A 15290-nucleotide genomic window follows, 5' to 3' on the forward strand; every position below is an offset into this window, starting at 1 on the left:
TATAATAATCATCAGTAAACATGTTAGAATTAACCATCTGAAACTATGATACACTTTTATACGTGTTTTTACAATCGTAAATACGTTATTTCGTCAAATTAATTACTTAGTTAAGTGCTAGGTGGTTCTGATAATCCGTAAGGGGGCAACATTAATGCATAGTTCAGCAAGCGGTTATCTTTATGCAGGACGGTATTATTATCGCTCATATATGTAAGTTAAAATAATTATAATATTTTTGTTTACAAATAGTTGATGAGAGAGTATAATAAATCTGTTGCCTCAATACATTATGATTTGCGGTCGTGGTGGAATGGCAGACACGCTATCTTGAGGGGGTAGTGGGCGTACGCCCGTGGAGGTTCGAGTCCTCTCGACCGCATTATATGCAAGACCTAGTTAAAAAAGCATCCTGACACGGTTTACGTGAAAGGGTGCTTTTTTTGTTAAGCATTTTCGTTATATTCTTTAGCCACGGAAGCCACGGTTGCAACAGGTCGTTTATTAACTGTGATAATGAAGAATGTCAGTTTTGCTGCAAAAGCTTCTCTATATCTCCCGCCAGTTTATCTGGAGTGGTTTGCGGTGCATAGCGCTTAAACACGTTACCTTCTCTTGTAATTAAGAATTTAGTAAAATTCCATTTGATCGCTTTGGACCCTAATACCCCCGGAGCTGTTTGGGTCAGGTAGCGAAATAAGGGGTGTGCTTGATCGCCATTGACATCTGTCTTGGCGAACATCGGAAAGGTGACACCATAATTGATCTGGCAAAACTCGGAGATCTCCTCACTGGAACCTGGCTCTTGTTTGGCAAACTGGTTGCTGGGAAATCCCAAAATTTCGAGCCCCTGTTCATGATACTGGTCATATAGCTCTTGTAGCGCTTTGTATTGGGGGGTTAACCCACATTTGCTGGCAGTGTTCACGATAAGCAGAACGTTCCCTTCAAATGTGGATAACGGAATTTGTTTCCCTTGCAGGGTTTGCGCATCATATTCATAAACGGTCATAGCATCTCTCCTCATTCAATATTCAGCAATTAAATTTTAGACAATTTAAAGAAGGGTTGCAAGCCTGGAAAAGCTGTATAAAGCCTTCAGGCGCTGTAAAATCGTATTTTGCTCAAAACAGTAAATCGCACCGCAAATGGAGCGAATTAAGTTGTTTCTTCTTATAAAAGCGGGTTAAATCGGTGTTTAGCTGGTACATATAGCGTATTTTCTTCTCTTTTTACAAAAAAAGGCCAATAACGCTTTACCCTACGCCAATATTGACATGCTTGTCATTTTCAAAAAGGGATGAAAAACAGAGATTAAAGGAGATGTGAGAAGCATAGTTGCATTGTAAGCGTTATTATTAATCTTCTATGCTCTAAAGCCCGATTTATAACCCTGCAGTTGAGCTTTACAGTCTTCCATGCGCGGGTGTATGATTCAAGACGTAATTTCAAATTAACTTGAATGAAGCAACAACGAAATGTCTATAGCGCTGAATTTTGCAGTTGCAAAAGCGGGGGAACCAATCGAGACTGTACGGCTTCGGAAGCCGTGTGTCTCATGGGGTGAATTTTCCGGTCAAGTGCCAGAAATAGGGCGACTCTCACGTCCGAATCCGACAGCTAACCTCGTAAGCGTACAGGGAGAGGCAACAAACCGCCGTGTGCAGCCATGGTTTATTTTATCATGGATATGTCAGAAGCCGGAGGAAAGCCTTTTTCCTTCGGCTTCTTTTTGTTGTCTTTTTATACCGGGAGAGGAGCTACTGATGGAAGGTCGGTTAATTATTGTCACTGCACCGAATGAAGCGGGCAGAAGTTTTGTGAAATTGCTTATTTTCAAAAAATTGGCGTTTGCAGTTCTCACGAATAGCGCCCAGGAGGAACGACAGCTCAAAAAAATGGGTGTGGAGCACATTGTCCGCATCAATACCATGCAAGCGGGAAAATGGAATTTTCCAAAAAAAGAAATTGGTAGTGTGTATTTGTTCGAGAACAGCTTGAATCTGACTTGCCGTTTCCTGCAAATATGTCGACCACTAACATCGGAATCGATCTATGTTATTACACACGGCTGTAATCCACAAGGAATTTATCGGGGATTGGGAGCGGACCATGTGATCTACACATTGAACGGAGAGGTGGGTTTTCTGCTGAACGGATAAGCACTTATGACATAGTTGTTTTATGATTTTATGATGGAATAAGAATGGCGATCTGAGGATCGATACGGAGGGTATAAACATGATGGATATATACATGCTGCTCGTCATGGCTGTGAGTTATGGAGTGATACTGCTGTTTGTACGCTGGTGTGATGCGCAGACCTCTAAAGGAGGACGAAGAGGATGATCGTTATACTCGGGCTTACGGCTATTGTGTTTATGTATTTAATCTACGCACTCCTGAACCCTGAAAAGTTCTAGTCACTTGTAGGGATAGAGCGGGCGGGAACAACAGATCTGAGCATTAAAGCATCATTGGTAGCAGGTTTTCGCAAACGTGTGCACTTCATAGATGGTCTAATCGGGTCTGTTGTTCCAAACGCAGGAGCATTTTGAAGGAGGAATAGAGGATGGAGCTGCTTCAAATTGGAATTGTGATCGTTATATTGCTGCTCTTGGTAAAGCCAATGGGTACATATATGTATCATGTATTCTCGAATGAACCGAATCGAACGGATCGGATTTTTGGCAGAACAGAAAAGCTGATTTATAAGGTAGTAGGCTTGAAGAAAGTGGAGAGCATGCGTTGGACTACGTATGTTATGAGTTTCATTGCTACGAACGTCGTGCTTGTGGCAATCAGCTACTTGCTGTTGCGTTTACAGGGAATGCTTCCCGGTAATCCGGCTGGAAACAGTAATATGGAAGCATCACTAGCTTTTAATACGGTAATCAGCTTTATGACGAATACGAATCTCCAACATTATAGCGGAGAAAGCGGGCTTACGTATCTGACACAGATGGCGTTCGTCACGATGATGATGTTCACTTCGGCTGCTTCCGGTTTTTCGGTTGCTGCGGCTTTTATGAGAGGATTGACGCGGCGCGGTGAAGGGATGGGCAATTTCTTTCAAGATTTTATTAAAGCTATTATAAGGATTTTCCTGCCACTGGCCTTTGTGCTTACGCTGGTGCTGGTGGGATTGAAGATACCACAGACGCTACAGCCTACGGCGGATCTTACGACGCTGAGCGGAACACAACAGCAAATTTCTATGGGACCCATTGCTTCTCTGGAGTCCATCAAGCATTTGGGGACGAACGGGGGCGGTTATGCGGGAGCTAACTCTGCGCATCCTTTTGAAAATCCAAGTCCTTGGACGAACGTGCTGGAAATTTTGGCAATGTGGGTAATGCTGGCTTCGTTGCCGTATACCTTTGGATTGTTTGCCCGTAATCGTAAGCAGGGCTGGATTATTTTTAGCTCCATGATGGTATTGTTTCTAATTTTTCTATCCATTACGTATGTGTCTGAGAAGACAGGTAATCCGTTAATCCAGACACTGGGTGTGGATGCTTCTCAGGGAAGCATGGAAGGGAAAGAGGTTCGTTTCGGTATTGGGCAATCGGCTTTATTCACTGCGGTCACAACAGCGGCAACGACAGGTTCGGTCAATAATATGCATGATACACTAACCCCGCTAGGTGGCATGGCTGCTTTGGGAGAAATGATGCTAAACGTCATTTTTGGCGGCAAGGGTGTCGGGCTGATGAATATGCTGATGTATGCGATTCTGGGTGTGTTTATATGCGGACTGATGGTCGGGAGAACTCCGGAATTTATGGGAAGGAAAATTGAAGGCAAGGAAATGAAGCTGATCGCCATTGCCATTTTGGTACATCCGTTTCTCATTCTCGCCCCAACTGCGCTTGCGTTTATGAGTCATTGGGGATATGATGCGGTCACTAACCCTGGCTATCACGGGTTGACTCAGGTGCTCTATGAATATGCGTCATCTGCCGCAAATAATGGTTCGGGGTTTGAAGGTCTTTCAGATAACAACGTATTCTGGAATGTAACAACGGGGATGGTTATGTTCTTCGGGCGATATGTATCTATGATTGCATTGTTGGCTGTGGCGGCTTCGTTGAATGCCAAAGCGCCGACTCCGGTGACGACGGGGACACTGCGCACGGACAACAAGTTATTTGGAGCCATTCTGATCGGAGTCGTGCTGCTGATTGGTGCGTTGACCTTTTTACCTGTCATCGTATTGGGACCTGTTGCTGAATTTTTGACCATGTGAAGAAGAAAATGAGAATGGATGAACGGGGTGTTTGACCATGAAGGAACAACGCAAACACATGCTGGACAGAAGCATCTTGAAGCATGCGATCAAGGATAGCTTTATAAAATTAAATCCGATGATGATGATGAAAAATCCTGTCATGTTCGTCGTGGAGATCGGTACATTGGTCGTGCTGCTAATGTTACTGTTTCCCGGTTATTTTGGAACTGACAAGGAAATAGGCTTTAACCTGGCCGTGTTTGTTATTCTGTTGTTTACGTTGCTTTTTGCCAACTTTGCCGAAGCGCTCGCGGAGGGGCGGGGTAAGGCACAAGCTGCCTCTTTAAAAAAATCCAAGCAGGACACGCAAGCTAACAAGCTCGTCGGAAATGACATTCAGGTGGTTAGCTCAACCGAGTTGCGTAAGGGGGACGTAGTTATTGTCTCCCAGGGTGAAATGATTCCAAGCGATGGTGAGGTCATTGAAGGTTTGGCTTCGGTGGATGAATCTGCAATTACGGGAGAATCGGCTCCGGTCATCAAGGAATCGGGTGGTGATTTTTGCTCGGTAACCGGCGGAACGCGAGTGGTTAGTGACCGGATTAAGGTGCGGATTACGACAGAGCCGGGCGAGACATTTATTGATAAAATGATTTCGCTCGTGGAAGGCGCTCAGCGGCAAAAAACGCCGAATGAGATTGCGCTGAACACTTTGCTGATTAGCTTGACGATTATTTTTCTAATTGTGGTAGTTACGCTAGCGCCGATTGCCCGTCATTTTAACATTGATTTGCCTGTTCCTGTGCTGATTTCGTTGCTAGTCTGTCTGATTCCAACCACGATTGGAGGACTGTTGTCAGCCATCGGGATTGCCGGTATGGACCGGGTCACCCAGTTTAATGTGCTAGCCATGTCAGGCAAGGCGGTAGAAGCTTCTGGGGATATCAACACGATGATTCTGGATAAAACAGGTACAATCACCTTCGGGAACCGGATGGCGAGTGAATTCGTGCCTGTAGAGGGCGTGGAGAAGGCAGAGCTAGTGAAGTGGGCAGCGACTAGCTCTATGAAGGATGAGACGCCAGAGGGTCGCTCGGTTCTCGAGTTGATGCGCAAACAGGAGCATACGTTGGATGAATCCTTGGCGGCAGGTGGAACCTTTATCGAATTCAAGGCGGAGACCCGGATGAGTGGTCTGGATCTGGCCGATGGACGAAAGGTACGCAAGGGCGCAGTGGATTCCGTTCGGCAATGGATCGTATCGCAAAATGGCAGTGTTCCAGCCGATCTGGAGGAAAAAGCGAATCAGGTAGCCTCTGAAGGAGGTACACCGTTGGCAGTCGCGCTAGATGATCAGATATACGGTATTATTTATTTAAAGGATACAGTGAAGCCAGGCATGAAGGAACGGTTTGATCAGCTCCGGGAAATGGGTATCCGTACGATCATGTGTACCGGAGATAATCCGCTGACAGCAGCTACAATTGCTCGAGAAGCGGGTGTGGACGACTTTGTAGCTGAGAGCAAGCCGGAGGACAAAATCGCGGTTATCCGACGTGAGCAGGAACAGGGTAAGCTGGTTGCCATGACTGGAGACGGCACCAATGATGCACCTGCGTTGGCGCAAGCCGATGTAGGTCTTGCCATGAATAGCGGCACAGTCGCGGCCAAAGAAGCGGCTAATATGGTGGACTTGGATTCCGATCCGTCCAAAATTATTGAGGTGGTCGCGATCGGCAAGCAGCTGCTTATGACGCGCGGAGCATTGACAACGTTCAGCATTGCGAACGATGTTGCCAAATATTTTGCCATCATCCCGGCGATGTTCATGCTAGCCATTCCACAAATGGGCGCTTTGAACGTCATGGGGCTTGGCTCCCCGCTGTCCGCTATTTTGTCGGCGTTGATCTTTAACGCGGTTATTATTCCGCTTTTGATTCCGCTGGCCATGAAGGGCGTGAAGTATAAGCCGATGAGCTCGGATCGCCTGCTGGGACGGAATTTGCTGATTTACGGTCTGGGCGGTATGGTCGTACCGTTTGTCGGTATAAAGGCCATTGATTTGCTGGTGCATTTGTGGATTTAGCGCAGAAAGGGTGAACGACATGAGTGGTTTTTATCGGATGATGTCTGGACGCAGATTTGCTGCACACGAAAAAGCTGAATCTGGCGGACAAGGTCATAACAAACATACAGGGACCGAGACTGTGTCGGAAGGAAAACCGGAGAGACAAGAGATGCGAGGAAGTACAGTTATTGGAGTGGCTTTGCGAACTTCGGTGCTGATGATTCTCTTGTGCGGTTTGGCATATCCGCTAGCCAGTACAGGAATAGCGCAGGTTCTGTTTCCGCAGCAAGCAAACGGCAGTATGCTTCGTGACGCGGAGGAGCGGGTGGTCGGCTCCGAACTGATTGGGCAGTCTTTCACTGATTCGGCGTTTTTTCAAGGTCGGGTATCGAGCGTTGATTATAATGGGGTTGGTTCAGGCTCTAGTAACTACGCACCGTCGAATCCGGCCTTGATACAGCGAGTCAAGGACTCTATTGCGGATTGGCAGAAGCATAACCCGGATGTACCCGTTAGTCAGGTTCCGGTGGACCTGATTACGAACTCCGGCTCTGGTCTAGACCCACACATTTCTCCACAGGCGGCACGGGTGCAAATTCCGCGCATAAGCGGCTTGACGGGTATCCCGCAGGATCAACTGAGAGCACTGGTGCAGGAGCAGACAGAAGGCCGCAACGCCGGCGTGTTCGGCGAGCCGCGTGTCAACGTGCTCAAGCTAAATCTTGCGCTTGAGGCGCAAATGAAGGTAGAGCCTGCCAAGCGTTGAGCATTCTCTATGTATACAGGACAAATAAAATAGGAAACAAAAAAGGTATTTCGCTGCCATTGGGGCAAGTGAGATACCTTTTTAATATATTCATATTTGGCTACCGATTAACCTGAAATCGTTTGGATGATGAGCACTACATTCAAGATAATGATGATAGCGGTCACGATCCAGGTTAGTACTTTTTGCCACATTTTATTTGCGAATTCACCCATAATCTTTTTGTCGCTGGTAAAGAGCAGTAATGGAATGATGGCAAAGGGAAGCTGGATGGATAGGATGACCTGGCTCAGCACAAGCAGTTCCTCCGCACCTTTTTCCCCTGCGATGGCAGTGACGATAACCGCTGGAATGATCGCGATGAGGCGGGTCACCAGACGACGCAACCAAGGTGAAAGACGAAGATTCAAAAAGCCCTCCATCACGATTTGCCCGGCTAAAGTGCCTGTTACGGTCGAGTTTTGACCAGAGGCCAGTAACGCTACCCCAAATAGTATGCTCGCCAGTGTGGTTCCCAGTAGGGGCGAAAGCAGATAGTAGGCATCGCTAATTTCGGCTACATCTGTTCTTCCTGCCGTATGGAATACAGCAGCTGCCACGATCAAGATGGCGGCATTAATAAATAATGCGAACATCAGCGCTATACTGGAATCCCAAGTTGCAAATGTAATAGCTTCCCGTTTACCTGCTGAAGTCTGCTCAAATTTGCGAGTTTGTACAATAGAAGAATGCAGATACAGGTTATGCGGCATTACGGTAGCACCCATAATACCGATAGCAATATACAGCATGCTTGGATTCGTCAAAATTTGCGAGTCTGGTACAAAGCCACCCAATACGCCGCCCCATTCCGGTTGTGCCAAAATGAGATTAATGCCAAAACAGCCGGCAATCGTCGCCATCAGTACAATGACGAGGGTTTCCAATGCCCGAAAGCCTTTGTTTTGCAGCAGTAAAATGAGCATAACATCAAATGCGGTAATGATAACTCCGTATAGTAACGGTAGACCAAACAGCAACTTCAGCGCAATGGCTGAACCGATGACCTCGGCTAAATCCATGGCTGCTATGGCAATTTCGCACAAGAGCCATAAGCCGATCGCGACAGGACGACTGTAGGCATCACGGCACATTTGAGCCAAATCTTTACCTGTGGCAATGCCAAGCTTGCCAGATAAGGCTTGCAGCAGGATGGCCATTAGGTTGGAGATTAGAATGACACTAAGCAGCGTGTAGCCGAATTTTGATCCGCCGGCGATGTCTGTGGCCCAGTTGCCGGGGTCCATATAGCCGACTGCGACCATATAGCCGGGTCCAGCAAAGGCAAGAAACTTCCGAAACCAGGTCCCGTCTTTTGGGACGCTCAAGGAACGATTCACTTCCGACAGTGAAGCGATTTCCGCGAAGTTACCCTTTGTATTTTTCATACGCTTCACCTTCTTTATGGATGTTGAAATATATTATTAGTGACATAACGATTGTGTTATCCCTATTGTACACTCCCAATAGTTTTTGTCTAGTACAACTTTTGTGTGGTCAAGCAAGTTAATCGTATTTTTGAAGCAATATGGCCATCGTATAAGCTGAACCATAGAAAAACCAAGCTATATCGCTCTGAGGGGAGCGGCTTGGTCGTTTTGGATTTTTTAAATTGTTGTCCATCTTCCGGGTGAACGCCCGTTCCATATTTTATCAATTTCCTTCTCATGTGCGACAGGGTTATCCCATCAAATTGGTAGGATTATGAAATGGTCTTACCTTATTCTGTCCCCGAAAATTAAACGACTGGTGGAGATGGTTGTTCAATGTAGACGGCCCAAGTAGGAGCCTATAACATATAGTGTAAACATGGTGGGGTGGAACTAAACGGTAAATGTACTAGTTTACATCCATATTTCAAATGATTCATTTTATGTAGTTCGTTTAAAGTACATACGAGAAGGAAATCATGTATTAACATGACGATAGGTTCCTGCGGAATGCAAAAGATATAGTGAAGGAGAGATGAAAACATGGAAGCATTATACACAGCATCAGCAACGGTACATGGTGGAAGAGACGGTTCAGTCGCTTCATCCGATGGAGTTTTGAAGCATAAGCTCAGCACGCCGAAGGAACTGGGTGGCGCAGGTGGAGAAGCTACGAATCCAGAGCAATTGTTTGCGGCAGGCTATGGTGCCTGCTATGAGAGCGCATTGGCTAATGTGGCCCGGAAGGCTAAGGTGAAGGTGGACAATGTTGAGGTCACTAGCCACGTATCTATCGGCAAGGATCCAAGCGATGGCGGCTTCCAGCTGGCGGTACGTCTGGATGTGAAAATACCCGGTATTGAACGCGCCCTGGCCGAAGATTTGGCACGCCAAGCGCATGATTTTTGTCCGTACTCCAAAGCAACACGCGGTAACATTGATGTCGAGCTTAATGTCATTTGACTGCATTTCTATAACTTCTACACTCTGGCCGCCGATTTATCGGGGGCTTTTGCACATAGATCTTGATTCGCTGAGATTCACGACCATTTGACATCATCGCCAAAATTCATTAAGATGGCTTAGGTGATTCTGGTCATCAGGTACGAAACAAATTTGAAAAATACGGGTGATATGATGTCTTACAGACCGAATATTGTTAATTTCACGCTGGCTGGCAGCAACGAAAAAGAAGGGCTTTATGAGTTTAAAATGAGTTTGGCCGATGGAACGGAGTGCCGCGTTTTTTCTCAACGTCATCCGGAGTGGACCTTGACGAATATTAGTCGACTGCTAACGACGCCTTGCCCGGTATGCCATAAGGATTTTATCTGCAAGTGTATGGATAAGTTCCATGAGGAGTTTTTAGAGCAAATTAATACGAAACAGCTGTTTGAGAAAGCATTGAGCTAGTTTTTCGAACAGGTAAAGACTATACATTTCTAAACAAGCGTCGGATAATTTCGGCGTTTTTTTGTTTATATTCATATGGTTGCGTTGATGGTATTCATGCCGTTGATTTCCCTGGAGGTGAAATGCTATATGAACCAGTCTGATCATGCTCATTCAGATCACTCCATTGTGTTGGTGGATGGGGTATGCCACTTTTGTCAGGGAGCAGTCCGCTTTATTATCAAGCGTGACCCTAAGGGAACATTTCATTTTGGTTCCCTGCAATCCGAGGCAGGACAAGAACTATTACGTGCAGGAGGACTATCTGCGGATCAGCTGGATACGTTCGTGCTGATTGAAGACGGTACGTATTATACAAGGTCCACCGCGGCTTTGCGAATTGCCAAACGTCTTCGTTTTCCATACCCGCTGGCCTATGGTTTCATCCTGGTACCCCGCTTTGTGCGCAACGCAGTCTATAACTGGGTGGCGCGTAACCGATATCGTTGGTTTGGCAAGGATGAAGAGGATCAATGTCTGATCCCCCCACCAGAAATTAGACAACGATTTTTTTAGTTTCTTTTTTAAGTTTCTTTTTTGGAGCGATGTCTACGAATTAGTAAGATCACAGCGATCACGATTATCAGGCTCGTAACAGCTACATACATGATATGTCGTACATTGGGCACGTTAACAGACAATTTTAGCTCGTTAGATTCCAATGGAGCAATGTTCCAGTACAGTGTTTTTCCGTCTTCCGACACACGGTCCGCATTATGGGTAGCAGGTTGGATGGGTAAGGATAGGCTGAAGTTAAGATCCAGCTGCCGCTCCAGTAATTTGCGCGCAAACACATTCATTTGCTTAAATTTGTCACTCAGTCCTTGAGCTTCTTCAGGAAGCATCCGTGGTAGATCGAGCTTCATGGTAAGATCAATATTCGTTGTGAAAAAATGTTGGCTCACAGCGCGCTTTATTTCTAATCCCTCAGGTAGATGTAATCCCTGACTGGGATTTTTTTTGTTTGTGCTCCAATCTCCTTGATAATGCCCCTTGATTTGATATCCCTTTCTTCCCTGTTCAGCTAGCGGCTGTACATCTACATTGTTGCTTTGAATACGCTTGACTAATTGATCTAGCACCCCGGGATTGTCCAACATCATCAGTGTCTGGTTGTTTACGCTGAACGTCGCATCCATATCTACACTTTGATCGAGATGAACATCTACATGGATGTCACCTCGAGCACAGGAAGTTAGGGCAAGCAGACAGCATACCAGCATAAAAATGAGCAGTATTTTTCGTATCCGAACTTGCCGACGTTTGTTCCGATATGGGCTGTACCCTATTGGCTTCATGACCTACACCTCTTTATATGTATTCTTTGGTTTAACGATTGGATATCTTCTATATATTACACATTGGGAGAACGAAAATCGAACGGTATAACGAAATACATAAGAAGAATTATATTTCACAAAATGTTTCCCTAGGTAAAAACTTTAGTGTATACTCTAAAATATAGTATTGATAAAAAATAATTGAATCAAGGAAATAGTTTGTCCCAAAACGAAATTCAAAGGAGGATTTTAAAACATGAACAAGCAGTTTAAGAAGGCTTTGCCGCGCTGGGTAACGACAGTTGGAGTATTGTCTCTAGCTCTGGTTCTAGCGACTGCATGTACCGATGCTAAGAAGAAAGAGCAGGGAAGTGCGAGAGAGACGGGACAAAAAGTAAAGGCTACGGCTACCATCGGTATGATCTCTGACATTGTCGGCAAGGTCGGCGGTAATCATGTGGAGGTCACGGGAATTATGAAGTCAGGCGTTGACCCGCATTTGTACAAGGCTTCACAGGGAGATATGCGCAAGCTGGATCAGGCCGATGTTATTTTTTATAACGGGTTGCATCTGGAAGGTAAAATGCAGGACATTCTGGAGAAAATCAGCAAGCAAAAACCCGTCATACCCGTGTCCAAGAACATCACACAGGATCAGTTGCGTGCAGGTAGCCCGGAAATGGGATCTGAGCATGATCCACATATCTGGTTTAACGTACAGAATTGGATGTCTGCGGTAGAAACCGTCAGAGATGAATTGTCGACGCTAGACGCTGTTCATGCGGAGGAATATAAGGCCAACGCAGAAGCCTATCTTACTGAGCTGCGAAAGCTGGATGATTACACGAGAGAGCAGATTGCCAGTATACCGGAAGCCCAGCGCGTGCTTGTCACTGCACATGATGCTTTCGGCTATTTCGGAGATGCCTACCACATTCAAGTGAGAGGACTTCAAGGTATGAGCACAGAATCAGAAGCGGGTTCTCAAGATGTGACCAAGCTGCGAGATTATTTGGTGGAGCATAAAATCAAGGCCATATTCGTAGAATCTAGTGTTCCGAGAAAGGCCATAGATGCGGTTATTCAGGGGGCCGCTCAGCAAGGTCATACAATTGAGGTTGGTGGCGAGCTGTATTCGGATGCCATGGGTGAAGAGGGCACAGAAAATGGAACATATATCGGAATGGTCAAGCATAACGTCAATACGATTGTTAAAGCTCTTAAATAAGGAGGCAGAGATACATGGGGCATTCACCACTTGTCGTTCGTGATTTATCGGTAGCTTATCAAAAAAAGCCCGTTTTGTTCGATGTTTCCTTTGAGGTGCCGGAAGGCAAGCTGATTGGTATTATCGGCCCGAACGGGGCTGGGAAATCTACACTGATCAAGGCAACGCTTGGATTGATTCCAAAGCTTAGGGGCGAGGTGCTAGTTTACGGCAAGCCCTATAAGCAACAGCTGCTTAAGGTTGGCTATGTACCACAGCGGGAGTCGGTGGATTGGGATTTTCCGACGAACGCATTGGATGTGGTTTTGATGGGACGGTATGGCAGATTGGGCTGGTTTAAGCGTCCGGGAGCAGCAGATCGTCAGGCTGCAATGGAGAGTTTGGACAAAGTTGGAATGAGCCAATATGCAGACAGACAGATTAGTCAATTGTCTGGCGGCCAGCAACAACGTGTTTTTTTAGCCAGAGCACTCGCGCAGGACGCTCAGCTTTATTTTATGGATGAACCGTTCGTCGGTGTGGACGCTGCAACGGAAAAAGCCATTATTTCATTGCTCAACGATCTGAAACAGCAGGGTAAAACCGTGCTTGTCGTTCATCATGATTTATCTACAGTCACGGATTATTTTGATCAGGTTATGCTGTTGAACGGGCATCTTATGGCGTTTGGAGAGACGACAGATATTTTTACCGAGGAAAATCTGCAGCGTACGTATGGCGGGCGTCTGAGTATACTCAAAACAGGCCCGGATTCCGGCACGATACTTGGAGTGAGGTGAGCAGTATGACAAGCTTGGCAACGCTTTTGACCGATCCAAACATGCAGTGGATTTTGCTGGGCTGCATTTTGCTCGGTTTAAGCAGCGGGGTGATTGGCAGTTTTATGTATTTGCGCAAGCAGTCGCTCATGGGAGATGCTTTGGCACATGCGGCTTTGCCGGGGGTATGTGTGGCATTTATGATCACAGGTACAAAATCTGTGTTTGGATTTATGATTGGGGCCGCCATTGCAGGGATTGTTGCGACCTTTGCTATCAGTGCGTTAACCCGGTATTCGCGAATTAAAAGCGATTCGGCGATTGCAGCGGTGCTGTCGGTATTTTTTGGCTTTGGCATTATGTTGTTGACCGAAATTCAGCATAGTGGCGCAGGAAACCAAAGCGGATTGGACAAATTTCTATTTGGTCAAGCTGCGGCAATGGTATTGTCTGATGTCTATACGATGGCGGTAATTTCAGTGGTACTCATCGGAATATGTATATTATTTTTCAAGGAATTTAAGTTGCTCAGCTTTGATCCTGGCTTTGCGCGCGGACTTGGTTTTCCGGCAGGTTGGCTGGATAAGTTGTTGATGCTATTGATTGTCATTGCGGTGGTTGCTGGCATTCAGGCCGTGGGAGTCATAATGATGGCTGCCTTGCTGATTACCCCGGCAGTGTCGGCAAGATACTGGACAGAGAAGCTGGGTGTCATGGTGTGTCTATCAGGCTTGTTTGGTGCTATAGCGGGGCTTGGTGGGACGCTCATTAGCTCTCTGGGGCAAAATCTGCCTACAGGACCGTTATGTGTGTTGTGTGCGACTGTGGTGTTTGGAATGAGCTTGATTTTTGCGCCGCAGCGCGGGATGATCTCCAAGGCTATCGTTCGGTTGAACGCCAGGAAAAATCTGGAGCTGACAGTCGGAACACAGCCAAGGGAGGAGCGTGCCCTATGAGTTCATTTTATGTAATTTTGACGGGAATGTTAGTGGCAGGGGGATGTAGTATCGTTGGGTGCTTTCTTGTGCTCCGAAAAATGGCTATGATCGGTGATGCAATCAGTCATGCGGTACTACCGGGGATTGTCATTGCCTTTCTCATTAGCGGATCGAGAGATTCGGTGTGGATGATGTTTGGTGCGGCAGTGCTGGGTCTTCTAACGGTGTATTTGATTCAGCTGTTCCAACAAAGCGGTCTGCAAAGTGATGCTGCCATTGGCGTGGTGTTTACGTCATTGTTTGCTATCGGTGTTTTGCTGATCAGCGTGTTTGCTTCCAATGCCCATCTGGATATGGATCACGTTTTATATGGGGAAATTGCTTATGTGCCGTGGAATACGTTAGAGATAGCCGGCTTTGATGTAGGTCCGAGGGCTGTGTGGATTACGGGTGCGATGTTTTTGATCAATTTGCTCGTGATAGGGGGCTTTTTCAAGCAATTTAAAATTACTTCCTTCGATCCCGCTTTGGCAGCTTCATTAGGCATTCCAGTTGTTTTTTTTCATTATCTGCTGATGAGTCTCGTCTCACTAACGACGGTGGCGTCATTTGAGAGCGTGGGCGCAATTCTGGTGGTTGGCATGCTCGTTGTACCGCCTCTTACCGCTTATTTGCTGACGGAGAAGTTGTCCCGTATGATTGTATACAGTGTCGGACTTGGAGCCATCAGCTCGGTCGCAGGCTTTTACACAGCAAGTGTATTGGATGCTTCTATTGCGGCATGTATGCTGTGTGTATCGGGTGTGTTGCTGCTTTTGGCTTTTCTCTTTTCCCCGTCTCATGGTGTGGTATGGCAAAAGTTAATTCAACAACGGGGGATCGTTGGCGAAGATAGCAAGTGATTGTAGGAAGTGATCCCATATGAGTTACCCAAAATAGCGTGCATTCAGGCATAGGAGACCTGAATGCACGTTTTTTTGCGCTTATGCTACCCTGTGCGGCTTTTTTTGGGGCAAGCTTGATTGATCATCTTGAATTGATTGGGACACGGGAGTACATTCATTACAACCATATAAGATGGACGGAACGAGCGGCTACGC

The 15290-nt window shown here is 46.3% G+C and carries 15 protein-coding genes, 1 tRNA gene and 1 riboswitch; of the genes, 13 read left to right on the top strand and 3 right to left on the bottom strand.

Features of this window, described 5'->3' with window-relative positions; all coding sequences use genetic code 11:
* The first annotated feature begins 299 nt into the window (after positions 1-299).
* Positions 300-382: transfer RNA gene (locus tag ACWA2B_RS01420), tRNA-Leu, on the top strand.
* Positions 383-526: 144 nt separating this feature from the next.
* On the opposite strand, the gene ACWA2B_RS01425 is transcribed toward ACWA2B_RS01420, so the two are convergent.
* Positions 527-1012 (bottom strand): glutathione peroxidase, encoded by a 486-nt coding sequence (locus ACWA2B_RS01425; RefSeq protein WP_069012206.1) that lies wholly within the window; start codon positions 1010-1012, stop codon positions 527-529.
* 466 nt (positions 1013-1478) lie between these two features.
* Positions 1479-1651, top strand: a riboswitch (cyclic di-AMP (ydaO/yuaA leader).
* Between the two features lie 115 nt (positions 1652-1766).
* Here ACWA2B_RS01425 and ACWA2B_RS01430 point away from each other — a divergent pair.
* From ACWA2B_RS01430 to kdpC, 5 genes are all read left to right on the top strand, one after another.
* Entirely contained in the window at positions 1767-2162 is a 396-nt protein-coding gene (locus tag ACWA2B_RS01430; protein ID WP_023987603.1) for a hypothetical protein, read from the top strand.
* Between the two features lie 183 nt (positions 2163-2345).
* A complete protein-coding gene (locus ACWA2B_RS01435) occupies positions 2346-2423 on the top strand; it encodes a potassium-transporting ATPase subunit F (protein ID WP_071559652.1) in 78 nt (25 codons plus the stop codon).
* A gap of 149 nt (positions 2424-2572) precedes the next feature.
* On the top strand, positions 2573-4249 hold the full coding sequence (kdpA, locus tag ACWA2B_RS01440) for a potassium-transporting ATPase subunit KdpA (protein ID WP_449291623.1): 1677 nt from the start codon (positions 2573-2575) through the stop codon (positions 4247-4249).
* 37 nt (positions 4250-4286) lie between these two features.
* On the top strand, positions 4287-6317 hold the full coding sequence (kdpB, locus tag ACWA2B_RS01445) for a potassium-transporting ATPase subunit KdpB (RefSeq protein WP_029516352.1): 2031 nt from the start codon (positions 4287-4289) through the stop codon (positions 6315-6317).
* 19 nt (positions 6318-6336) lie between these two features.
* Complete coding sequence (gene kdpC / locus ACWA2B_RS01450) at positions 6337-7065, top strand: potassium-transporting ATPase subunit KdpC (RefSeq protein ID WP_341071799.1); 729 nt, start codon at positions 6337-6339, stop codon at positions 7063-7065.
* Positions 7066-7172: 107 nt separating this feature from the next.
* Here kdpC and ACWA2B_RS01455 read toward each other — a convergent pair whose 3' ends face one another.
* On the bottom strand, positions 7173-8492 hold the full coding sequence (locus ACWA2B_RS01455; RefSeq protein WP_029516354.1) for an Nramp family divalent metal transporter: 1320 nt from the start codon (positions 8490-8492) through the stop codon (positions 7173-7175).
* A gap of 585 nt (positions 8493-9077) precedes the next feature.
* Between ACWA2B_RS01455 and ACWA2B_RS01460 the strand changes: the two genes are divergently transcribed.
* The 3 genes from ACWA2B_RS01460 to ACWA2B_RS01470 all read left to right on the top strand — a co-directional run bounded on the left by ACWA2B_RS01460 (position 9078) and on the right by ACWA2B_RS01470 (position 10502).
* Positions 9078-9497: an organic hydroperoxide resistance protein gene (locus ACWA2B_RS01460; RefSeq protein WP_029516355.1), complete on the top strand. Its 420-nt coding sequence runs from the start codon at positions 9078-9080 to the stop codon at positions 9495-9497.
* Between the two features lie 123 nt (positions 9498-9620).
* Positions 9621-9947, top strand: a complete 327-nt coding sequence (locus tag ACWA2B_RS01465; protein ID WP_013309265.1) for a hypothetical protein — start codon at positions 9621-9623, stop codon at positions 9945-9947.
* 129 nt (positions 9948-10076) lie between these two features.
* Positions 10077-10502 carry a thiol-disulfide oxidoreductase DCC family protein gene (locus ACWA2B_RS01470; protein WP_029516356.1) on the top strand — a complete coding sequence of 142 codons (426 nt, stop codon included), beginning with the start codon at positions 10077-10079 and terminating at the stop codon, positions 10500-10502.
* A gap of 8 nt (positions 10503-10510) precedes the next feature.
* Here ACWA2B_RS01470 and ACWA2B_RS01475 read toward each other — a convergent pair whose 3' ends face one another.
* Positions 10511-11284, bottom strand: coding sequence for a DUF3153 domain-containing protein (locus ACWA2B_RS01475; RefSeq protein ID WP_449291624.1), 774 nt, complete (start codon positions 11282-11284; stop codon positions 10511-10513).
* Between the two features lie 238 nt (positions 11285-11522).
* On the opposite strand from ACWA2B_RS01475, the gene ACWA2B_RS01480 reads away from it, so the two are divergent.
* From ACWA2B_RS01480 to ACWA2B_RS01495, 4 genes are read left to right on the top strand one after another with little or no spacing between them, the layout of a single operon-like run.
* The gene (locus tag ACWA2B_RS01480; RefSeq protein ID WP_029516357.1) at positions 11523-12494 is read left to right on the top strand and encodes a metal ABC transporter solute-binding protein, Zn/Mn family; all 972 of its coding nucleotides are present in this window, start codon (positions 11523-11525) and stop codon (positions 12492-12494) included.
* 14 nt (positions 12495-12508) lie between these two features.
* The gene (locus tag ACWA2B_RS01485) at positions 12509-13273 is read left to right on the top strand and encodes a metal ABC transporter ATP-binding protein (protein ID WP_029516358.1); all 765 of its coding nucleotides are present in this window, start codon (positions 12509-12511) and stop codon (positions 13271-13273) included.
* A gap of 5 nt (positions 13274-13278) precedes the next feature.
* On the top strand, positions 13279-14208 hold the full coding sequence (locus ACWA2B_RS01490) for a metal ABC transporter permease (protein WP_029516359.1): 930 nt from the start codon (positions 13279-13281) through the stop codon (positions 14206-14208).
* Positions 14205-15092 carry a metal ABC transporter permease gene (locus ACWA2B_RS01495; RefSeq protein WP_029516360.1) on the top strand — a complete coding sequence of 296 codons (888 nt, stop codon included), beginning with the start codon at positions 14205-14207 and terminating at the stop codon, positions 15090-15092. The genes ACWA2B_RS01490 and ACWA2B_RS01495 overlap by 4 nt, the downstream gene beginning before the upstream one ends.
* Positions 15093-15290: the final 198 nt, after the last annotated feature.

This window comes from Paenibacillus sp. CMM36, assembly GCF_053570945.1.